A 22,165-nucleotide genomic window follows, 5' to 3' on the forward strand; every position below is an offset into this window, starting at 1 on the left:
GCATGAGCGATAACAACGCGGCCCGTAAGGGCGACGAGATTATTCACTCCAGCATTTTTGCTGACATCACCAGCATTGTGGCGGAAGGTGCCGCCTATGCGGTGATCGGTGCGGCGGTTGGCGCTGCTGCAACCGTAGCGGCGCCACTGCTGGGGGCGGGGGCCGCGGCAGCAGGCGTGGCGGCAATTGGATCCAGCTGTCTGTTAAGCGGGATTATCGGCGGCGTGCTGGCGAACGTGGCAGGGATCACTGACGATATCAGCAATGCCGCGGAAGGGTTGGGCAATGCGCTTTTCCCTCCGTCGCCTGCGGGCAAAATTACCACCGGTTCGAATAACGTTCTGACGAATGCGATCCCCGCCGCGCGCGCGGCCGGAACGCTGACGCCTGCGGATACCCCTTCCCCTGAACCGCAGTCTCCGGGCAGTTTTGCCGATTACGCAGGGATGCTGCTTTCCGCCGCCGGACAATTTGGCAGCGAAATGTGGCAGCCGAGCGTGGCCTCTGCCGTGGCGGGGACCTCGCCACTGGAAGAAGACAAGGTGGCGTGCGAAAAACACTCCGGGCCGCAGTATCTGGCGGAAGGCTCCAAAAGCGTCTTTATCAACGGACAGCCTGCGGTGCGCGCGAAAGATCGCACCACCTGCGAAGGCACCATTTCCGACGATGTCTCCCCGAACGTGATCATTGGCGGCGACACGCTTACGGTTCGCGATATCAAAAGCGGTAAAACGCCGGGACTGGCGCTGGGGATGATTGCGCTCTCCCTGCTGCGCGGACGTCCGGGCAAGATTCTGAAAAACATGCCCTGCGCGCTGGCGGCGGCCGGCGGCGGGATGCTGGCCGATATGGCCGTGAATGCCGTGTTTGGCTCCTCGCATCCGGTTCACGCCGCCACCGGCGTAAAGGTACTGAATGACGACGATGAACTCGATTTCTCGCTGCCGGGGCGCTTCCCGCTTCGCTGGCAGCGCAGCTATAACAGCCTGACCACCCGCGAAGGGCTGTTCGGGCTGGGCTGGGCAACCCCCTTTGACAGCTATCTGACGCTGGAAGAAAACAACGCCACCTGGTTCGACGAAACCGGGCGTGAGCTGAGCTTCGAGCTGCCGCCTGTCGACCGCGCGTTTTACAGCATCAGCGAAGGCATCATTATCCGCCGTAATGAAAATGGCGACGTGGCGATAGCTGATGACGACGGTGCGGTGTGGCGTCTGTACAAACCAACCCGGGCAAACCCTGCTGTTCTGCGTCTGGCATCTCTCAGCGACGAATACGGCAACGCGCTGCTGACGACGTGGGATGAGCACGGCAGGCTGGTTGGTCTTCACGACGAGCCACGGGCAATAGATGTTACTTTGCGCTATGAAGATGAACGTTTCCCGCAGCGCGTGACGTCGGCGAGCCATTTCGATGGCAACCGTTCCTGGCCGCTGATGCAGTGGCGCTACGATGCGGGCGGCCAACTGGCGAGCGCGACAGATGCCTCCGGCGTGGTAACGCGTGAATACCGCTATAACGACCGCGGCCTGATGGTCTGGCACCGCCTGCCAGGTGGGCTGGAAAGTGAATACCGCTGGCAAAAATTCGACCACTGGCGCGTGGTGGAAAACCGCACCAGCACCGGCGACGGGTGCCGCTTTAGCTATGATTTAGCCGCCGGGCTGACGACCGTCGAGCACGACGACGGCCAGACGCGTAAGCACTACTGGAACGCGCAAAATCTGATTGTCCGTTACGTTGACGAGCGCGGTGAAAACTGGCGCTACGAGTGGGATGATAACGAACTTCTGACCCGTCGCGTCGATCCCCTCGGCAATGCCGTTACCTTTGTCTACGACGAAATGGGCAACCGGGTGCAGGAGATCGACGCCGACGGCAATACCCGTACCACCACCTGGCTGGAGCACCGCGCGCTTCCGGCGGCAATTATCGAAGCCGACGGCAGCGCGACCCGTTTCTGGTACGACGAACATCACGGCCTGAAGCGCGTGGTCGACCCGATGGGGCAGACCACGCTCCTGCACCGGGATGAGTTTGGTCAGGTGGTTGAGGAGGTCGATGCCGCCGGAAACAGCCGCTATCAGGAGTATAACGACGCCGGGCAGATGGTACGTGCGACGGACTGTTCCGGGCGCATTACCCGCTACCGTTATCATCCGCTCGGCTGGCTGGTGGCCGAGACTGGCGCCGACGGCGAAGAGACGCGCTATCGCTACGACGCGGCAGGACGTCCGGTACAGCTCGATCGTCCGGAAGGCTGGACGGAGTCACTTGCATGGAACGAGCGCGGCCTGCCGGTGAAGCATGCGGGCGCTGACGGAAAAGAAAGCGAGTTCAGATACGATGACGCAGGGCGCTTAACCGCCACCCGCAATACTCAGGGGGAAGAGGTGCGCCGCCGCTGGGACAGCCGCGGGCGTCTGGTTGCCCTGGAAAACGAAAACGGCGAAGCGTACCGGTTCCGCTGGGGCGCGGACTCGCTGCTTCTGGAAGAGACAGGGCTTGATGGCGTGGCCTCGCAGTATCGCTACGACGCCTGCGGGCGTACGATAGCGCGCACGTTTGCCGCCGGTCACCCGGAGGCAATCACCCACGCCTTCGCCTGGAGCGCAAGCGGCCAGCTGGTCGCCCGCACCACGCCGGAAGGGCAGACTCGCTATCATTACACACCGTCCGGGCTATTAAGCCGGATCGGGCTGCATCCTGAGCTTTCAGCCGACGCGTGGACCACCGAGGCCGAGCAGGAGCTTGCCTTTGACTATGACGCGCTCGGTCGCGTGACGCGCGAGGCGGGCGAACACGGCGAGCTGGCGTGGGAGTATGACGCGCTGGGCAACCGCACCTCCCTCACGCTGCCCGATGGCCGCGAGCTGAAACAGTTCTACTACGGCAGCGGGCATCTGCTCGGCATTGCCCTCGATAAGCTGTCGGTCTCTGATTTCACCCGCGACGAACTCCACCGGGAGACCAGCCGCACTCAGGGGCTGCTGACCACCCGCAGCGAGTACGACCGTCTCGGTCGACTGCATCGCCGGGATGTCTTCACTGGCAATGCCCAACGCCCGTCGCCGCGCCGCTGGTCTCGCCGCTGGGATTACGATTACCGCAATAACCTGGTGCGGGAAGAGCGGGACGATAATCCGTTCAGCTGGTACCGCTGGCAGTATGACAGCGCCGGGCGCCTGCTGGTTCAGGACGGCTCGCTGCCCGGACAGGAGCAGTGGCGCTGGGATGCCGCCGGTAACCCGCTGGAAGACTCTGCTGAGAAGGTCACGCATAACCGCCTGACGCAGCTGAACGGCATTCGCTGGCGTTATGACATTCACGGCCGCACCGTGGAGAAGGATAACGGCCAGACCCGGTGGCACTACCGCTACGACGGCGAGCACCGCCTGACGGAGGTCATCAGCCAGCCGCGGGATCGCAACAAACCGCAGACGCAGGTCAACTTCCGCTACGATCCGCTCGGACGACGGATCAGCAAAACGCGTCGCCAGATGCTGGGCGGGCAGCCAACCGGCAAGCCGGTCACTACCCGTTTTGTCTGGGAGGGGTTCCGCCTGCTGCAGGAATTGCACGGGGATGTGCCGCTGACCTACGTCTACAGCGATCAGGACAGCTACGATCCGCTGGCGCGTATCGACGGCGTGGTTGCCCCGGAAATCTTCTGGTTCCACTGTCAGCCCAACGGCACGCCGGAGCGGATGACGGATATCGAAGGGCAGGTGCGCTGGGACGCGGTGAACAGCGCCTGGGGCAAGCTGCTGCGGGAAAGCGAAACGCAGGTATCAGGATATTCTCAGAACCTGCGCATGCAGGGTCAATACCTGGATCGTGAGACAGGGCTGCACTACAATCTGTTCCGGTATTACGACCCGGACTGCGGAAGGTTTACGCAGCAGGACCCGATAGGGCTGGCGGGGGGGATAAACCTTTACCAGTATGCGCCGAATGCGCTGGGGTGGGTGGATCCGTGGGGGTTGAGCCGTGAGTGTAGCGGTAAAACAAAACCTGATTTCTATGTCGGTCCAGCGGGACCAAGCGCTACAATGCCTTCAACTGCTTATCGTTATGTTCGATACTTGAATGACGATGGCAGTTTAGATAAATGGGCTCCTGGTCTTCTCGAAACAAAAAAAGCGCCCGTAACGTATTTTGGATTCGAAAAATTTGAAACGGGTAAAGCGGCTCGTGATGCGTTTCAGATAAAAGGTCCCGATAAAGTTGATCCGACGTTACCAGCGGATGTCTCTTGGAGTGATGCAAGGATTAGAGGAACGTTTGATACATTGCAACTTTACGAAAATGGTACTCCACAAGTGAGGCATCCAAGAATGTTTGGAGATGAAATTGGTGCACCATTAGAACAATTTACGCATGCCTATCCGCAATACGGAAAGGGGGGCGTAGAACAAATGCATGCAGAAAAACGGACAATTATTTTCGATAAAATTGATATTCTTCCGGAGGAATAATGAATTACGATTCATATAATGAAGTGCTCGATTACCTCAAGGTTTTTTTCAACGAAAGAGTGGATTCATTAATTTATTTAGAAAAACTAATGACTCTGATTGAAGGTTCTCGCTCTGAAAAAACCGTGACTATAAGAGCCATTTATGAAACGTACATGCAGTATGTAAAAGAAAATAGGGATAACATTAAAGTTATCTCTGGAGAAAAAGAAATGTGGATTGATTTATTACACCATTGGCAATAAGGATTTATTGTCATGTAGATTAGATTGAAATGGTTATAACGGTGTGGCGTAATGCAATAATTGATGCAGGTGTATTTTAGTTGCGTAGTGGAAAATGCAGTGTGAGCCTTGCATATAACACGTGTAATCTGTACGCGGAAATGCTTCTTTATATGGATGCCATCATATTGTAGTTGATTTAGTTACAATCTCGTGTTAGGCATTCAAAAGTAGAACAGGGCAACATGATTGAATTAAAATTTAAACCGATTACAGGTGAACTAAATTTTGATGGTTTGCCTTTGGAAATTGATACTAAAGAAGGCTTTTGTAAATGTGATTTATACTACGAATTAGTTAAGTACAAAGCTATAAAGAAAACCATGCCTAATCACTACCTTGTTGACTCAGTAGCGTTTTTCGACAAAGAATTTCAAGTTACTATACGCACAGTGTGCTATGGTTTTCCTTTTATGCTTCATCTTGTTGATAAAAACAGTCAATACTATAACGCATTAAATGATTGGAACGCTCGAACTAATATTCGCATGCTAAATGAATCAGTGAAAAGTTTGTCTGATTGGCTGAAAGAATCACTAAACCTGGACACGCCTGATACCACGGAAACAGACATCATTAGGTGGAACTTTGAGTGGGGGCGGGTTTCAGTCTCATATGAAACAAAGTCATTTAATCATGGGATATATATAGTTTGGAATATAACGTAGTCACTTCCAGGCAAGGTTGTTTAGATATGTTAGAAATGGAACTTGATGTTCATACTGGATTTGTAGCAATTAACAACTACCCAATCGAATTAAAAGATGTTGATACTTTTAAACATTCCGCATTTTACAAGTTCTTCTCGCCATTGACTAAAATAGGTTCTTTTTATTTCGCTATCGATAATGTTAAATGGAAAGGTCAAATTTTCATTTTGGAACTAAGGCCTTCAGCATTTTCTTTTACCCCATCATTATTCCTTACTAGTAAGGATGGAAGTTTTTATAAAACGCTAAATGATTGGGGTAAAAGGGCAAGTCAAAGTAATTTATCGGATGAGCAGCAGCGTTTGACATCATGGGTTGAGAGTGAAATAACCTCAAAGCCTAAGCTTAAAATTACCAATCCCCCATATGGATTTCAATGGGCGCATGAATGGGGAAGTATTGTTGTACAGTCTAATGAAAAAAAGCTTCGATTGTGGTTTTTATATCAAATGGAATGTTTGACATAAATAATGTTATTAATTAATAAAATCCCTCATTTTCTTCTTGCCTTACTTTTTCTATTAATAACTTAAAGGCTCAATAAAAATGAAATTAACTAATCGACTGAAGAAGAAGATATTAGTGCTGGATGGTATTGATAATGACTTTATAGATTACGGCGCAAAAATAGCATGCCCTGAATGCGAGGGCGTAATAGTCTACTCTGTCGTAAACTCATATGAGTTTGACACGCTCTCTGAAGAGGTAAAATGCTTTTTGGTTAAGAAAATGAGAGGTGTAAAGCTTGTTAGTGAAAATAAGAAATATAGCTATGATGAAAGCCAATTAGATGTTTCGAAAAACTCATGTTCAAAGTGTTTAAAAGAGTTTTCCACTGTATTAACGTATAAAGAAGTGCAGCCAGCCCGATACCGGGTATATCTTGTGGGGCTTTTTGACGGTGATTTGAAACAGTTCAAACTTTAAAAGTAGAGATTTACTAATGATTGAAAATCTCATTTGTATTAAAGAAAATGACCGGCTTCAATGGATATGTGGCGAAAGTAACATACTGATTAGTATGCCATTTATAGACTATGCAATGGTCGACTCGACACGCCAGTTAGTCTTTGCGTTAAGCGACTCAAAGCCACTACCAACCGTTTTGACCATCTTCAATGCGCAGGGTGAAAAACTATTTTGGTCAGCACCTCCTGAAGGCGCAGCTTTCTATTACTTAACTTTCAACCTGTCAAAGCAAGTGGTTGTGGTCTGTAGCTATGCGGAAAAGCAAAACGGCTGGCATGATTGGTTTTATTCCTGGGATATGAAGCGTAACGCGCTGTCTATATCGGGCCCTGCGTATTAACATCAAAAGCACCAAAAAATGATAACAATAACCGGTGGCAAAAGAGGGCTGCATAAGCAGTTCCAACAAGCGGTTTAAAACAGAGCTAAGAGGCAAAGGATGAGCACGGTTTACATTGTCATTTTAACCTATATCAAACCACTCGAAGAGATTGACGCAGCGATACATGCTCATGTTGAGTGGCTAAAAAGGGGTATTCAAAGGGGATTTTCCTGGCATCCGGTAGACGGATCCCAAGAAACGGTGGGGTCATTCTCGCTAAGTGTGAAAGTCTTGCCTCTCTTGAAGAGCGCTTGCGCGAGGATCCTTTTCAGGCGTTAAAGCTAGCGACTGTTGAAATCATTCCCTTTGAACCCAGCATGAAAACAGAACTATTAGAAAATGTGTTTTAACCTCGCCAAAAAATCCACGCTAAAGCGTGGATTTTCTTCATTCAAAACAAATCAGACGTTAAACAGGAAGTTCATCACATCGCCATCTTTAACGATGTAATCTTTCTCTTTCTCACGCATCTTGCCTGATTCTTTCTTGCCTTGCTCACCTTGTTCTCAATAAGCTGTCGGTCTCCGACTTTGCCCGCGACGAACTCCACCGTGAAACCAGGCGCACCCAGGGGCTGCTGACCACCCGCAGCGAGTACGACCGCCTTGGACGACTGCATCGCCGGGACGTCTTTACCGGCAATGCTCACCGCCCGTCGCCGCGCCGCTGGTCCCGCCGCTGGGATTATGACGACCGCAATAATCTGGTGCGGGAAGAGCGGGACGATAATCCGTTCAGCTGGTACCGCTGGCAGTATGACAGCGCCGGGCGCCTGCTGGTTCAGGACGGCTCGCTGCCCGGACAGGAGCAGTGGCGCTGGGATGCCGCCGGTAACCCGCTGGAAGACTCTGCTGAGAAGGTCACGCATAACCGCCTGACGCATCTGAACGGCATTCGCTGGCGTTATGACATTCACGGCCGCACCGTGGAGAAGGATAACGGCCAGACCCGCTGGCACTACCGCTACGACGGCGAGCACCGCCTGACGGAGGTCATCAGCCAGCCGCGGGATCGCAACAAACCGCAGACGCAGGTCAACTTCCGCTACGATCCGCTCGGACGGCGGATCAGCAAAACGCGTCGCCAGATGCTGGGCGGGCAGCCAACCGGCAAGCCGGTCACTACCCGTTTTGTCTGGGAGGGGTTCCGCCTGCTGCAGGAAGTGCACGGGGATGTGCCGCTGACCTACGTCTACAGCGATCAGGACAGCTACGATCCGCTGGCGCGTATCGACGGCGTGGATGCCCCGGAAATCTTCTGGTTCCACTGTCAGCCCAACGGCACGCCGGAGCGGATGACGGATATCGAAGGGCAGGTGCGCTGGGAAGGAGTGAACAGCGCCTGGGGCAAGCTGCTTCGGGAAAGCGAAACGCAGGTATCAGGATATTCTCAGAACCTGCGCATGCAGGGTCAATATCTGGATCGTGAGACAGGGCTGCACTACAATCTGTTCCGGTATTATGACCCGGACTGCGGACGATTTACGCAGCAGGACCCGATAGGGCTGGCGGGGGGGATAAACCTTTACCAGTATGCACCGAATGCTCTGGGGTGGGTGGATCCGTGGGGGTTATCGAGATGCAGTACAGGAAAAAAACCAGGGCCGCAACTTCCTGGGGGAATTGCTGAAATATTTGATAAAAGCGTTTATAAAAATAGGCAGCTGAAAACAGATGAGACTTTTTATAAATATCATGGTGTAAATAATCGAACAGGAAGAAAAATTTCTTGGCTTACAAATGAAAAATATAATCCCGAGGAGGTTTTGCGAGAAAAACTAGCTATTCGCCATGATTGGGGTGTAAATATTACTAATGTATCAGAGTTCAAAGTTCCTAAGGGAACTTGGGTGAGTGAAGGTCCTGCTGCAGCTCAAGGGGCAGGTTATCCTGGGATGGGATACCAGGCTGTGGTGTCCAATCTTCCAAGAGCATGGGTGGTTAAAACTTTAGGGGTTCCCTGGCAATGAATTTAAATAACTTAAAAAATGCACTTGAACAAATAATTTTTGAACTTAATGCCAATGGCAAACATGAATCGGCCAATTTTTTTCAAACTCGTTATGATCAGATAATAAATTTCGGAGATAAAATTCCATTTGAAGTCGTTGAAAGTCTGTCAACATGCAGAGCAATGTCTCAATACGCAAACTTTTCCCTCAGGGAAGAAAAGCTATTGGATGATGTTGTTAATTACGCACTTGATATCAAAAAAATTACGCCGTGATCTTTCACAAAAAGAAGGAATATTTTTTTCGAGACTATATTTAAGCATTTGTCTGTTTTTAAAATTCTCACGCCGACAACAAAGACAGACAATTTTTAATAAAAGAACTCAAAAGAATTACTATTTACCGGCTAAATGTACTAAAACCGAAGCCAGCTTCAATCAATCCACCTGTGTGCTGACGAAATTAACCTTCGAAGCAGTCTTGTCCCATTTTTTGACAGCTTCCTACACTAAACCATGATGATAGACACTGTCCTTTTGAGGCTTTGTTGTCCTTGTGGTTCTTGATTTAGATTAGTACTAAAACTGTCTGCTCATGGCCATTGCTGCCAGCATGGTTTATAACTGATTCTAAAAATTGATCTACTCACTCATCCTGCTATTCTTAATTTGGTATGAAACTTTAAAATATTCAGATCATTGTAAGATTGCATTTTGCTAGTATATGAAGATGGTAATGATACTCATTTACTTAATTGAAATGTTACGGGATATATGTTATGTATTTCTTAGAAAGAAAAGATGCTGAAAAACTTCTCCATAAAGTTTTAAAGAGCACTTTAAAAAAACAGTCTGATATTGATTTATTAATGGATATAGCACTTAATCATGAATCTGGTATTCCTATGAAAGGAATAATTTATGAATATGATAAAATGGAGAAAAATAAACCAACTAAACAAAATTTAGATGATCTTAACACATTGATGCATTTTTATGGGCCGTAATTAGAGATATAAAATCCTTGCTTCTGAAAAGATATAATTACAGGCTGAGCAAAATCATCTAGGACGGAAAAGATGAACATTTGTTATTATTCGGATAAAATACTTACCCCTAAATTAAATTGCGATGTCGTTTTCAAAAATAAAGAAGTCAAATCTCTTCGGCATCTCCAGAACGCTTTGGTAAGTGACGCTTTATATAATATTTCGGGCTTCAAACTATAACATATCGAGATGATCTGAAATTTTCTTATAAACTAAATGAAAATATTTATTAAGAGCTAAGATGATCGCTGACTTCAATTTTATTAAAGAAAAAGAGGTGCTCGAGTGGATATGCTGTACAAGAAGCTTACGCATAAGTATACCTTGCTTAGATCTCGCAATGGTCGACTCAACACGCCAGTTAGTCTTTACGTTAACTGAGCCAAAGCCACTACCAACCGTTTTGACCATTTTCAATGCTCAGGCGAAAAACTATTTTGGTCTGCACTTCCTGAAGGTGCGGCTTTCTATTACTTAACATTCAACCGGTCAAAAGAAGTGGTTGTAGTCTGTAGCTATGCGGAAAAGCAAAACGGCTGGCATGATTGGTTTTATTCCTGTGATATGAAGCGTAACGCGTTGTCTCTATCGGGCCCTGCGTATTAACATCAAAAGCGCCAGAAAATGATAACAATAACCGGTGGCAAAAGAGGGCTGCATAAGCAGTTCCAACAAGCGGTTTAAAACAGAGCTAAGAGGCAAAGGATGAGCACGGTTTACATTGTCATTTTAACCTATATCAAACCACTCGAAGAGATTGACGCAGCGATACATGCTCATGTTGAGTGGCTAAAAAAGGGGTATTCAGAGGGGATTTTCCTGGCATCCGGTAGACGGATCCCAAGAAACGGTGGGGTCATTCTCGCTAAGTGTGAAAGTCTTGCCTCTCTTGAAGAGCGCTTGCGCGAGGATCCTTTTCAGGCGTTAAAGCTAGCGACTGTTGAAATCATTCCCTTTGAACCCAGCATGAAAACAGAACTATTAGAAAATGTGTTTTAACCCCACAATAAAAAAATCCACGCCAGGGCGTGGATTTTTTTCGATCAAACAAATTAAACGTTAAACAGGAAGTTCATCACATCGCCATCTTTAACAATGTAATCTTTCCCTTCCGCACGCATCTTGCCTGCTTCTTTCGCGCCTTGCTCACCCTTGTAGGTGATGAAGTCTTCAAACGCGATAGTCTGCGCACGAATAAAGCCTTTCTCGAAGTCGGTGTGGATCTTACCGGCCGCCTGAGGCGCAGTTGCACCAACAGGAATCGTCCACGCACGCACTTCTTTCACGCCAGCGGTGAAGTAGGTCTGCAGGTTCAGCAGCTCATAGCCTGCGCGAATTACGCGGTTCAGGCCCGGCTCTTCCAGACCCAGCTCGGCCATGAACTCTTCACGGTCAGCGTCGTCCAGCTCGGCGATGTCAGATTCAACGGCAGCGCATACCGCCACAACGACAGAACCTTCCGCCGCGGCGATCTCACGCACTTTGTCCAGGTACGGGTTGTTCTCAAAACCGTCTTCGTTGACGTTGGCGATATACATGGTTGGCTTCAGGGTCAGGAAGCTCAGGTATTTGATCGCCGCCTTGTCTTCTTCCGTCAGGTTTTTCAGCGCGCGCAACATGCCCGCGTTTTCCAGCTGTGGCAGACATTTTTCCAGCGCAGCCAGTTCCGCTTTCGCGTCTTTATCGCCGCCTTTGGCTTTCTTCTGCACGCGGTGAATCGCGCGTTCGCAGGTGTCGAGGTCAGAGAGCGCCAGCTCGGTGTTGATGACGTCGATGTCGTCAGCCGGATCCACTTTGTTGTTGACGTGGATGATGTTGTCGTTCTCGAAGCAGCGCACAACGTGGCCGATCGCTTCGGTTTCACGAATGTTGGTCAGGAACTGGTTACCCAGACCTTCACCTTTGGAGGCGCCTTTTACCAGGCCCGCGATGTCAACGAACTCCATGGTGGTCGGCAGAATGCGCTGTGGCTTCACGATCTCCGCGAGCTGGTCCAGACGCGGGTCGGGCATTGGCACAACCCCGGTGTTCGGTTCGATGGTACAGAACGGGAAGTTCGCCGCTTCGATACCCGCTTTGGTAAGCGCGTTAAACAGGGTGGATTTGCCCACGTTTGGCAGACCGACGATACCGCATTTGAATCCCATTTCTAAATCACCTTAATATCTTGATAATCAATCCGTTAACGATAACCGATTGATGAAAAGTAAATTACTCTGCCTATTATACACGTAACCCGCATCACGCGCGGTAAAAAAGCCGTATCGGGCGGATTATTGCGCTTTGAAAGCGTGCAGGCGGTTTGTCGCTTTGGTTAAGCCATCCTTCAGCCAGATTTCAGTGCAGCGCACCGCTTCGTCTACCGCCTCGTCAATCAGTTTCTGCTCAGAAACCGGGGGCTTACCTAACACAAAACCAACAACTTTGTTTTTATCGCCCGGATGGCCGATTCCTACGCGCAAACGGTGGAAATTCGGGTTATTGCCCAGCTTACTGATAATATCTTTCAGACCGTTATGGCCCCCGTGCCCGCCGCCCAGTTTGAATTTTGCCACGCCGGGTGGGAGGTCCAGTTCATCGTGAGCCACCAGAATTTCATCCGGATTGATGCGATAAAACGTTGCCATTGCCGCCACGGCTTTACCGCTCAGGTTCATAAAGGTGGTGGGTACCAGCAGGCGTACATCTGCGCCAGCAAGGTTGATACGTGAGGTATAGCCGAAGAATTTAGGTTCTTCGCGCAGGGGAGCACGCAACCGCTCGGCCAGCAGATCAACATACCATGCCCCGGCATTGTGGCGAGTGGCCGCATATTCTGCGCCCGGGTTGGCGAGGCCGACAATCAGTTTAATCGTCACGATTCAATTCCTAATGGGTTCCAGATCTGGCGCGTAGTTTACTGTCTGGCGCGCCGCTTGACAAAATTCTGCAATCGTCACGGTGAAAGTCGAATAATTACTCATCTGAACAATTAGAATTTCAAGCTGTTCAACGCCTTATTTGTAAACTTTTGTTTGGGAGTTATCCGTAAATGTGATCATTCACGCAACTCATAAAAGGGGCGTTGTCTATACTTTACACACAAGGATTAGGGGCTTTTCCCCTGACAACCCAAAGTTCCGGAGGTGACACATGAAACGCAAAAACGCTTCGTTACTCGGTAACGTGCTGATGGGGTTGGGGCTGTTCGTGATGGTTGTCGGCGTGGGTTATTCAATTTTAAACCAATTGCCGCAGCTTGATCTCCCGCAATACTTCGCGCATGGCGCGGTACTGAGCATTTTCCTCGGTGCAGTATTGTGGCTTGCCGGGGCGCGCGTGAGCGGACATGAGGAAGTCTGCGATAAATACTGGTGGGTGCGCCATTATGATAAACGTTGTCGCAGGGATCAGCATAAGCACAGCTAGTACCTGATAAAGAACACCGAACGACTCCCAAGGGAGTCGTTTTTTTTTGCATGTAGTATTGACCCTCACGTAACGTAAGGCTCCAGAGTGTGTGCACTGGCAAAGTAAAAAGGAGCAATTATGTTGATTCAGGTGGGTGAGCTTGCGAAACGGGCCGGGATCACCGTGCGGACATTGCATCACTATGAGCAAACAGGGGTGTTGCTGCCTTCTGCCAGAAGTGCGGCAGGTTACCGGCTTTACAACCTGGCAGATGTCCAGCGTCTGCACATGATCCAGACGCTGGCAAAAGCGGGGCTGGAACTTGCTGAAATCAGGGATTTTCTGGAACAGGCGTCGCTGTCGTTAACCGAGTTACTCGATGCGCAAATCACGCTGTTGGATAAACAGCTTTGCAGCATACATACGCTGCGCGACCGGCTGGTGGAACTGCGCACCGGGCTTCGCGACGATGCGACGCCGGATCTGGAATCCTGGCTACAGACGCTGGAGTTAATGAATATGTACGATCGTTGGTTTAGCAAAGAAGAGTTACAGCAGCTGCCGTTTGCGGTGCAGAAGGAGGCACTGGCGGCTATCTGGTCAGGGCTGGTTACAGAGGCCAACATACTTCTGGAGCAACATATCCCCGTTACGGATGCGCGAGCCATGGAGCTGGCGACGCGCTGGATGGAACGCCTGGAGCAGGACACGGCGGGCAAGCCGGAGTTTCTTACCCGGCTGAACGAAATGCACAGCGTTGAGCCGCAAATGCAGGCGCAGACTGGCATCACGCCGGAGATGACGGATTACATTACCCGGGCGTTTGCTGAATCTAAGCTCAACATATGGGAGAAGTATCTCACCGCCGAAGAGATGGCCTTTACCAGGGCACACTATTTTGACCGCATGATGGAGTGGCCGCCGCTGGTGGCGAAACTGCATCAGGCGCAGCGGAAAAATATCGATCCTGCCTGTGAGGAGGCGCAAAAGCTGGCTGAAAACTGGCTGGCGTTATTCCAGTCGTATGCGGGAACAAACCCGGAAACCCAGCAAAAGTTTCGCGCGGCCATGCAGCAGGAGCCGCAGCTGATGAAAGGAACATGGATGTCGCCTGCTGTGCTTGCATGGCTCCAGCAGGCCATCGGGATAATGATGCAGAAACGTTTCTCCGCATCAGGTGAATCACAGATCCGCTAACGCCGCTTCCCGGTTAGGGTAGAAAGAGAGTCGGCCAGGGATCGGCTGTACGCCCGCGCGCGCCATGGTGCGCAGCGGCTGGAATTCCAGGTTACTCACCCGCAGCTCGCAGCCTTCCGGCAGACGTTGTACGAAGCGCTGGAAGGCGTCCAGGCCCCCGGCATCCAGCACCGGTACGGCATCCCATTTCAATACCACAATCCGTTTGCCCGCGATACGAGTTTCCAGTTCGCTGAACAGGCCTTCCGCCGCGGCGAAGAACAGCGGGCCAATTACGCGCAGCACCAGCACATCATCAGGCACCTCTACGTTGACCGGCGAAAGGCGCGTCATCTGTGCAATGCGGCGCATAAACAGCAGGGAAGCCAGCACGATCCCGACGCTGATGGCGATAACCATATCGAACAGCACCGTCAGCGACATACAGATCAACATTACGATGATGTCGTCTTTTGGTGCACGACGCAGCAGGTTGACCACCTTATGCGCCTCACTCATGTTCCAGGCCACCATCAGCAGCAGCGCGGCCATAGCGGAAAGCGGCAGCCAGGAGAGCAGCGGGGCAAGGATCAGCAGAGCGAGGATCACCAGCACGGAGTGGATAACCGCCGAAACGGGGGAGGTTGCTCCCGCGCGCACGTTCGCCGCTGAACGGGCGATGGCTGCCGTTGCGGTAATACCGCCAAAAAACGGGGCGATGAGATTGCCTAACCCCTGACCGACCAGTTCGCTGTTGGCTTTATGTTTGGTGCCGGTCATGCCGTCGAGCACGACGGCACAGAGCAGAGATTCAATGGCCCCCAGCATTGCCATAGAGAATGCGGCGGGAAGCAAGGCGCGCAGGGAATCCCAGCTTAAGGTAAAGCTGGAGCCAGGCATGTCCCACGGCAGTACCAGTTGCGGTAACAGTTGCGGAATGCCGCTACCCTGAGAACCGTCCGCCAGCACATAGTGGAACTGCGAGCCGATCGTCGCGACATGACCACCGAACATATTGACGATTGCCATTACTGCGCAACCCAGCAGCAGCGCGGGAAGGTGACCCGGCAGACGAATCCCTAAACGAGGCCAGACGATCAGCGTACCCAGCGTCACAATCCCGATGGCAGCGTCGCCCAGGTTGGCCGTAGGCAGTGCCATAAACAGCGCGCCTACTTTTTGCAGATAATGTTCCGGTACGTGAGGCATCTGCAGACCGAGAAAATCTTTGATCTGCATGGTTCCGATGGTGATCCCGATCCCTGAGGTGAACCCGAGCGTGACGGAAAGGGGAATGTACTCAATCAGCCGGCCAAAGCGGGCCAGGCCAAAGAGAATCAAAAAAAGGCCTGACATCAGGGTGGCAACCAGAAGGCCTGCAAGACCAAACTGTTGCGAAACCGGGTAGAGTATCACCACAAAAGCGGCGGTCGGGCCGGAGACGCTGAAGCGTGAACCACCGGTCAGGGCGATGACAATCCCGGCAACGGCCGAGGTGTAGAGGCCGTACTGTGGTGCAACGCCGCTACCAATCGCCAGCGCCATCGCCAGCGGTATGGCGATAATGCCGACGGTGATCCCGGCAATCAGGTCACGGACAAAACGTGACGAGGTGTACTTCTCTTTCCAGCAAGCGTCGATGAGGGCGCGAAAGGGCAGAACATGTGAGGAGGCTACGTTTTTCACAATTATCTATCATCCGAGTGCGCATCATCTGTCATATGAATGGCAGGTGAAGGAGGCATTAATCATACAAATAAAACCTAAAGACAAAAAAACCCGCCGCAGCGGGTTTTTCGGCCGTGTTCGATTAGTGTTCGAACATTGCAGAGATGGATTCTTCGTTGCTGATACGACGAATCGCTTCGGCCAGCATCCCGGACAGGGTCAAGGTACGCACGTTTGGCAGTGCCTTGATCTCGTCGCTCAGTGGGATGGTATCGCATACCACAACTTCGTCAATGACGGAGTTACGCAGGTTGTTTACCGCATTACCGGAGAAGATCGGGTGAGTTGCATAAGCAAATACGCGTTTCGCACCACGTTCTTTCAGCGCTTCAGCGGCTTTACACAGCGTGCCACCGGTATCGATCATATCGTCAACCAGCACGCAGTCGCGGCCAGCAACGTCACCGATGATGTGCATCACCTGAGAAACGTTAGCGCGTGGACGACGTTTGTCGATGATCGCCATGTCGGTATCGTTCAGCAGCTTAGCGATAGCACGGGCACGTACCACGCCGCCGATGTCCGGAGAAACCACGATCGGGTTGTCCAGGTTCAGCTGCAGCATGTCTTCCAGCAGGATTGGGCTGCCGAATACGTTATCAACCGGGACGTCGAAAAAGCCCTGGATCTGCTCTGCGTGCAGGTCAACGGTCAGTACGCGGTCAACGCCGACGCTGGAGAGGAAATCAGCAACGACTTTAGCGGTAATTGGCACACGCGCGGAACGGACGCGACGGTCCTGACGGGCATAGCCGAAGTAAGGGATTACAGCAGTGATACGGCCTGCGGAAGCGCGACGCAGGGCGTCGACCATAACAACCAGTTCCATCAGGTTGTCATTCGTTGGAGCACAGGTGGACTGGATGATGAAAATATCACCACCGCGTACATTTTCGTTAATTTGTACGCTGACTTCGCCGTCGCTAAAGCGACCTACAGCGGCGTCGCCGAGGGAAGTGTACAGGCGGTTGGCAATACGTTGTGCTAGTTCCGGGGTGGCGTTACCAGCAAAAAGCTTCATATCAGGCACGAGAAGAACCTCAGGCATGCGTCCAGTGGTGGATAGCGTTCGCCGCAAACTGTGCGGGCCAGGCGAAGGCTATCCAGGCGGTGTATTAAAGAGCGCGATGCAACGTCTGGAACAGGGTGACGTTGTCACCGAAACTCAGTCTGCGCCAGAATGGCCTGCTGTAGAGGGGAGATGTTCATTCCACGCGCTACAAAACCATGCAGCCAATCCGGCGCTTGCTCAAGCACCTGACGAGCGGCGGATTCGGTGTCAAATTCAGCAAAGACACAGGCCCCTGTACCAGTCAGGCGCGACGGCGCGTATTCTAACAGCCAGGAAAGCACCGCATCAACCTCGCGAAAACGTTTTCTTGCGATATCCTCGCAATCGTTGCTGAATTCACAATTTAATAACGTTTCTATTGACCGAATCGGGGTATTTCTTTTCAGGTCAGGATCTTTAAAGATGACCGGGGTCGGAATGCTCACGCCGGGGTGAGCAACCAGATACCATTTTTCAGGCGGGTTGACCGGGGAGAGGATTTCCCCCACGCCCTCGGCAAAGGCCGCATGACCGCGAACAAACACCGGAACATCCGCGCCCAGTGTCAAGCCCAGGGCGGCCAGTTCGTCCTGCGACAGCCCGCAGCCCCAGAGGTGATTCAGGGCAATCAGCACCGTGGCGGCGTTAGATGAGCCGCCGCCAAGACCGCCGCCCATCGGCAGGCGCTTCTCTATACTGATGTCCGCACCGCTTCCCGCGGGCAGCCGCCCCGACGACGCCGCCGCTTTCATCAGCAGGCGCGCGGCACGCACAATCAGGTTGTCTTCATGCGCCACGCCTTCGACCGGCGTCAGGAGGCAAATCTGCCCATCCTGACGCGGCTCAATGGCGATCGTGTCGCCATAGTCAATAAACTGAAACAGCGTTTGCAGGGTATGGTAGCCGTCAGCACGCTGACCGGTGATATATAAAAACAGGTTCAGTTTTGCCGGAGAAGGCCAGTGGGTCATCATTTAACGATCCAGTTATCCATTTTGAGCTTGATGCGCTGGCTGCCCTGTGTCAGCTCCATATTCGATGGCAGCGAGGGTTTACTCTTGCTGTCATAGTCGTTGTATACCACTTTCCAGGTTTTGCCATTCTGGGTGTAGTTGACCTGGCTCAGACGGTATTGATCGTCCAGGGTGTAGTCGGTGGCGTCACCCGGCAGGCCGAGGATCCACTGGCGCAGGCTGTTCAGCGGGATCGGCATCCCGGTCAGCTTGCCAATCATCTCTTCGGCATCGGTCGCGGTGTAGTGCTGGCCTTTATTGTCGGTGATCTGCGCTTCGCCCGGTTTAGCGATAAGCTCCAGTTCGGTGCTGCCGAGCGGGTTCAGCAGCAGCAGGCGATAGTTGTCCTGCCCGGTTTGCTGCCAGAAGAAACGCGCATACACTTTTTGCTCATCAGAGAGATAGGCGAAGGCGCCGCGGGTCTGATACTGGCTCAAATTGCGGACGTCCTGCTGGTGCTGACGCCACTGCGGTGAATCAGGGCTTTTGCCCGGGCCTTTTGGTTGGGTGACAGTACATGCGGTCAGAACCAGTGCCGCCAGAGGCAGCAGGCGAATCAGTCGGGTCATAATGAGGACAAATCCTTGAGATACGTTGCAGTTATAACTGTTAATGCTAGCGTCCCGCAGTCTCACCGTCTACGTTCAAATTATCTCAAAGCAATGCGTAAGCTATTACTCCGAAAGGAGGCGGTCTCTTTTATTGATCTCGCGCATCCTGTATGATGCGTCCTGCTAACCTTATTAACGCTGGTACTACTCCCGCTCAACATGACCCTATTAGCACTCGGTATTAACCACAAAACGGCCCCGGTTTCGCTGCGAGAACGCGTTACGTTTTCGCCGGATACGCTTGACCTGGCGCTGGACAGCCTGCTTGCCCAACCCATGGTGCAAGGGGGTGTGGTGCTCTCGACGTGCAACCGTACCGAGCTATATTTAAGCGTGGAAGAGCAGGATAATCTGCATGAAGCGCTGATCCGCTGGTTATGTGACTACCACAATCTCAACGAAGACGAGCTGCGTAACAGCCTGTACTGGCATCAGGACAATGATGCGGTCAGCCATCTGATGCGCGTCGCCAGCGGTCTGGATTCACTGGTGCTGGGCGAGCCGCAGATTCTCGGTCAGGTGAAAAAAGCCTTTGCGGATTCGCAAAAAGGGCATTTGAAGGCCAGTGAACTGGAGCGTATGTTCCAGAAGTCGTTCTCCGTGGCGAAGCGTGTGCGAACCGAAACCGACATTGGTGCCAGTGCGGTTTCTGTTGCTTTCGCAGCCTGCACCCTTGCACGTCAAATCTTTGAGTCCCTTTCCACCGTCACCGTGATGCTGGTGGGCGCGGGCGAAACCATCGAACTTGTGGCGCGCCATCTGCGCGAGCATAAAGTGAAAAAGATGATTATCGCGAACCGCACCCGCGAACGTGCGCAGGTTTTGGCGGATGAGGTGGGCGCAGAAGTGGTTGCGCTGAGCGACATCGATGAACGTCTGAAAGAGGCGGACATTATTATCAGTTCTACCGCCAGCCCCCTGCCAATCATCGGTAAAGGGATGGTGGAGCGCGCGCTGAAGTCGCGTCGAAATCAGCCGATGCTGCTGGTGGATATCGCCGTCCCGCGTGATGTTGAACCGGAAGTCGGTAAACTGGCGAACGCCTATCTTTACAGCGTTGACGACCTGCAAAGCATCATTTCGCACAACCTCGCTCAGCGTAAAGCGGCGGCGGTACAGGCGGAAACCATTGTTGAGCAGGAAACCAGCGAGTTTATGGCCTGGCTGCGCGCGCAAAGCGTCAGCGAGACCATCCGCGAGTATCGCGGGCAGGCGGAGCAGGTGCGTGATGACCTGACTGCCAAAGCGTTAGCGGCCCTTGAACAGGGCGGCGACGCACAGGCCATTATGCAGGATCTGGCGTGGAAACTGACCAACCGCCTGATCCATGCACCAACCAAATCTCTTCAACAGGCTGCCCGTGACGGGGATGATGAACGCCTGACTATTCTGCGCAACAGCCTCGGGCTGGAATAGCGCCCTATACCCATTTTCTAAGACAAGGTGCACTTACGCCTATGAAGCCTTCTATCGTCGCTAAACTGGAAGCTCTGCACGAGCGCCATGAAGAAGTCCAGGCGCTGCTCGGGGATGCCGGGACCATTGCGGACCAGGAACGTTTTCGCGCACTCTCGCGTGAGTACGCGCAGTTAAGTGATGTTTCTAAATGCTTTACCGACTGGCGACAGGTTCAGGAAGACATCGAAACCGCGCAGATGATGCTCGACGATCCTGAAATGCGCGAGATGGCGCAGGAAGAGTTACAGGATGCGAAAGCGCGTTCTGAAGAGATGGAGCAACAGCTTCAGGTGCTGCTGCTGCCAAAAGATCCGGACGACGAGCGTAACGCGTTTGTGGAAGTCCGCGCCGGTACCGGCGGTGACGAAGCGGCGCTGTTTGCCGGGGATCTGTTCCGCATGTACAGCCGCTACGCTGAATCGCGTCGCTGGCGCGTGGAAATCATGAGCGCTAACGACGGCGAGCATGGTGGCTATAAAGAGGTTATCGCCAAGATCAGCGGCGACGGCGTGTATGGTCGTCTGAAGTTTGAATCTGGCGGTCATCGCGTGCAGCGCGTGCCTGCTACGGAATCTCAGGGGCGTATTCATACCTCTGCCTGTACAGTGGCGGTGATGCCAGAGCTGCCGGAAGCGGAACTGCCGGACATCAACCCGGCGGACCTGCGCATCGACACTTTCCGCTCCTCTGGTGCGGGCGGCCAGCACGTTAACACCACCGATTCCGCTATCCGTATTACTCACCTGCCAACCGGTATTGTGGTGGAGTGTCAGGACGAGCGTTCGCAGCATAAAAACAAAGCCAAAGCCTTGTCCGTGCTGGGTGCGCGTATCCACGCGGCCGAAATGGCGAAACGCCAGCAGGCGGAAGCATCGACGCGTCGTAACCTGCTGGGCAGCGGCGATCGCAGCGACCGTAACCGTACCTACAACTTCCCGCAGGGCCGCGTGACCGACCACCGCATTAACCTGACGCTTTACCGTCTGGACGAGGTGATGGAAGGGAAGCTGGATATGCTGATTGAGCCTATCGTGCAGGAATACCAGGCCGACCAGCTGGCGGCGCTGTCCGAGCAGGAATAATGGATTTTCAGCGCTGGTTACGTGAGGCCGCCGGTGAGCTTTCCGCAAGCGAAAGCCCAAAACGCGACGCCGAAATTTTGCTGGAGCATGTAACGGGTAAAGCCCGTACGTATCTGCTGGCATTCGGTGAGACGCCACTGACCGCTGAGCAGCAAGCGCAGCTCGCTACGCTGCTTGCCCGCCGTAAAAACGGTGAGCCGGTGGCGCATCTTGTCGGTGAACGTGAGTTCTGGTCGCTCCCGCTTTATGTCTCAGCGGCAACGCTGATTCCGCGCCCGGATACCGAATGTCTGGTGGAGCAGGCGCTGGCGCGTTTGCCGGCTGCGGCCAGCCGCATTCTCGATCTCGGAACAGGAACGGGTGCTATTGCGCTGGCGCTTGCCAGCGAGCGTCCGGATTGCGATGTGACGGCAGTGGATGTGATGCCTGACGCGGTGACCCTGGCGCAGCGTAACGTGGCGCGTCTCGGGCTGACTAACGTGACCGTGCTGCAAAGCAGCTGGTTTAGCGCGCTGGAGACTCGCTCGTTCGAGATGATCGTCAGTAACCCGCCGTATATTGACGAACACGACCCGCACCTTGCGCAGGGCGATGTTCGTTTCGAGCCATTGACGGCGCTGGTTGCGGCTAACGCAGGGTTAGCCGATCTTGATCACATAGTGACAACGTCACGGCAACATTTACTTCCCGGCGGCTGGCTGCTGGTGGAACATGGCTGGACGCAGGGGGAAGCCGTACGTGCGCTGTTTACGCAAGCGGGTTATACCGCAGTGGAAACCTGCCGCGACTACGGCGGTAATGAACGGTTGACGCTAGGCCAGTGGGCGTGAAGCA

20 protein-coding genes and 3 pseudogenes are annotated in these 22,165 nt (G+C 52.7%); 16 read left to right on the plus strand and 7 right to left on the minus strand.

All coding sequences use genetic code 11. The features are described from left to right. Nucleotides 1–2: 2 nt before the first annotated feature. From O1723_RS09175 to O1723_RS09205, 7 genes and pseudogenes are all read left to right on the plus strand, one after another. Nucleotides 3–4,478, plus strand: coding sequence for an RHS repeat-associated core domain-containing protein (locus O1723_RS09175; protein WP_479983872.1), 4,476 nt, complete (start codon nt 3–5; stop codon nt 4,476–4,478). Further along, nucleotides 4,478–4,723 carry a hypothetical protein gene (locus O1723_RS09180; RefSeq protein WP_023337401.1) on the plus strand — a complete coding sequence of 82 codons (246 nt, stop codon included), beginning with the start codon at nt 4,478–4,480 and terminating at the stop codon, nt 4,721–4,723. The genes O1723_RS09175 and O1723_RS09180 overlap by 1 nt, the downstream gene beginning before the upstream one ends. Nucleotides 4,724–4,947: 224 nt before the next feature. Then, on the plus strand, nt 4,948–5,430 hold the full coding sequence (locus O1723_RS09185) for a hypothetical protein (protein WP_014884209.1): 483 nt from the start codon (nt 4,948–4,950) through the stop codon (nt 5,428–5,430). Nucleotides 5,431–5,456: 26 nt separating this feature from the next. Beyond that, a complete protein-coding gene (locus tag O1723_RS09190) occupies nt 5,457–5,939 on the plus strand; it encodes a hypothetical protein (protein WP_014884208.1) in 483 nt (160 codons plus the stop codon). A 79-nt stretch (nt 5,940–6,018) separates the two neighbouring features. After that, nucleotides 6,019–6,399 carry a hypothetical protein gene (locus O1723_RS09195; protein WP_014884207.1) on the plus strand — a complete coding sequence of 127 codons (381 nt, stop codon included), beginning with the start codon at nt 6,019–6,021 and terminating at the stop codon, nt 6,397–6,399. Nucleotides 6,400–6,415: 16 nt separating this feature from the next. Then, nucleotides 6,416–6,781: a hypothetical protein gene (locus O1723_RS09200; protein WP_014884206.1), complete on the plus strand. Its 366-nt coding sequence runs from the start codon at nt 6,416–6,418 to the stop codon at nt 6,779–6,781. Nucleotides 6,782–6,880: 99 nt separating this feature from the next. Then, nucleotides 6,881–7,173 (plus strand): annotated as a pseudogene (locus O1723_RS09205) (YciI family protein). A 51-nt stretch (nt 7,174–7,224) separates the two neighbouring features. Here the strand turns inward: O1723_RS09205 and O1723_RS09210 are convergent. Then, nucleotides 7,225–7,326 (minus strand): annotated as a pseudogene (locus tag O1723_RS09210) (DUF933 domain-containing protein); the annotation flags it as partial. Between the two features lie 2 nt (nt 7,327–7,328). Between O1723_RS09210 and O1723_RS09215 the strand changes: the two are divergent. The 4 genes and pseudogenes from O1723_RS09215 to O1723_RS09230 form a co-directional block, all read left to right on the plus strand. Next, nucleotides 7,329–8,792, plus strand: a pseudogene (locus O1723_RS09215) (RHS repeat domain-containing protein); the annotation flags it as partial. Then, nucleotides 8,789–9,049: a hypothetical protein gene (locus O1723_RS09220; protein WP_014884203.1), complete on the plus strand. Its 261-nt coding sequence runs from the start codon at nt 8,789–8,791 to the stop codon at nt 9,047–9,049. The pseudogene O1723_RS09215 and the gene O1723_RS09220, both read left to right, overlap by 4 nt. A gap of 503 nt (nt 9,050–9,552) precedes the next feature. Next, complete coding sequence (locus O1723_RS09225) at nt 9,553–9,780, plus strand: hypothetical protein (RefSeq protein WP_014884202.1); 228 nt, start codon at nt 9,553–9,555, stop codon at nt 9,778–9,780. 747 nt (nt 9,781–10,527) lie between these two features. Further along, nucleotides 10,528–10,821: a YciI family protein gene (locus O1723_RS09230; protein ID WP_014884201.1), complete on the plus strand. Its 294-nt coding sequence runs from the start codon at nt 10,528–10,530 to the stop codon at nt 10,819–10,821. Nucleotides 10,822–10,874: 53 nt separating this feature from the next. On the opposite strand, the gene ychF is transcribed toward O1723_RS09230, so the two are convergent. Further along, nucleotides 10,875–11,969, minus strand: coding sequence for a redox-regulated ATPase YchF (gene ychF / locus O1723_RS09235; protein ID WP_010432886.1), 1,095 nt, complete (start codon nt 11,967–11,969; stop codon nt 10,875–10,877). 126 nt (nt 11,970–12,095) lie between these two features. Continuing rightward, on the minus strand, nt 12,096–12,680 hold the full coding sequence (gene pth, locus O1723_RS09240) for an aminoacyl-tRNA hydrolase (RefSeq protein WP_014884200.1): 585 nt from the start codon (nt 12,678–12,680) through the stop codon (nt 12,096–12,098). A 274-nt stretch (nt 12,681–12,954) separates the two neighbouring features. On the opposite strand from pth, the gene ychH reads away from it, so the two are divergent. Beyond that, complete coding sequence (gene ychH, locus O1723_RS09245; protein WP_008499505.1) at nt 12,955–13,230, plus strand: stress-induced protein YchH; 276 nt, start codon at nt 12,955–12,957, stop codon at nt 13,228–13,230. A 120-nt stretch (nt 13,231–13,350) separates the two neighbouring features. Beyond that, a complete protein-coding gene (locus O1723_RS09250) occupies nt 13,351–14,409 on the plus strand; it encodes a MerR family transcriptional regulator (protein ID WP_014884199.1) in 1,059 nt (352 codons plus the stop codon). Here O1723_RS09250 and dauA read toward each other — a convergent pair. From dauA to lolB, 4 genes are all read right to left on the minus strand, one after another. Beyond that, nucleotides 14,395–16,074: a C4-dicarboxylic acid transporter DauA gene (dauA, locus tag O1723_RS09255; protein WP_014884198.1), complete on the minus strand. Its 1,680-nt coding sequence runs from the start codon at nt 16,072–16,074 to the stop codon at nt 14,395–14,397. The genes O1723_RS09250 and dauA overlap by 15 nt on opposite strands. Before the next feature lie 124 nt (nt 16,075–16,198). Continuing rightward, nucleotides 16,199–17,146, minus strand: a complete 948-nt coding sequence (gene prs / locus O1723_RS09260; protein ID WP_003856663.1) for a ribose-phosphate diphosphokinase — start codon at nt 17,144–17,146, stop codon at nt 16,199–16,201. Between the two features lie 125 nt (nt 17,147–17,271). After that, nucleotides 17,272–18,141: a 4-(cytidine 5'-diphospho)-2-C-methyl-D-erythritol kinase gene (ispE, locus tag O1723_RS09265; RefSeq protein ID WP_014884197.1), complete on the minus strand. Its 870-nt coding sequence runs from the start codon at nt 18,139–18,141 to the stop codon at nt 17,272–17,274. Beyond that, the gene (gene lolB, locus O1723_RS09270; RefSeq protein ID WP_014884196.1) at nt 18,138–18,749 is read right to left on the minus strand and encodes a lipoprotein insertase outer membrane protein LolB; all 612 of its coding nucleotides are present in this window, start codon (nt 18,747–18,749) and stop codon (nt 18,138–18,140) included. The genes ispE and lolB overlap by 4 nt, the downstream gene beginning before the upstream one ends. A gap of 201 nt (nt 18,750–18,950) precedes the next feature. Here lolB and hemA point away from each other — a divergent pair, with 201 nt between their 5' ends. Genes hemA through prmC form a run of 3 tightly spaced genes read left to right on the plus strand, consistent with a single transcriptional unit; the run spans nt 18,951 to nt 22,161 of the window. Continuing rightward, entirely contained in the window at nt 18,951–20,207 is a 1,257-nt protein-coding gene (hemA, locus tag O1723_RS09275; protein ID WP_008499512.1) for a glutamyl-tRNA reductase, read from the plus strand. Between the two features lie 41 nt (nt 20,208–20,248). Next, nucleotides 20,249–21,331: a peptide chain release factor 1 gene (gene prfA / locus O1723_RS09280; RefSeq protein WP_014884195.1), complete on the plus strand. Its 1,083-nt coding sequence runs from the start codon at nt 20,249–20,251 to the stop codon at nt 21,329–21,331. Continuing rightward, complete coding sequence (gene prmC, locus O1723_RS09285) at nt 21,331–22,161, plus strand: peptide chain release factor N(5)-glutamine methyltransferase (RefSeq protein ID WP_014884194.1); 831 nt, start codon at nt 21,331–21,333, stop codon at nt 22,159–22,161. Before prfA ends, prmC begins: the two co-directional genes overlap by 1 nt. The last annotated feature ends 4 nt before the right edge of the window (nt 22,162–22,165 follow it).

The organism is Enterobacter cloacae complex sp. HYC080_NIDB (genome assembly GCF_056673325.1).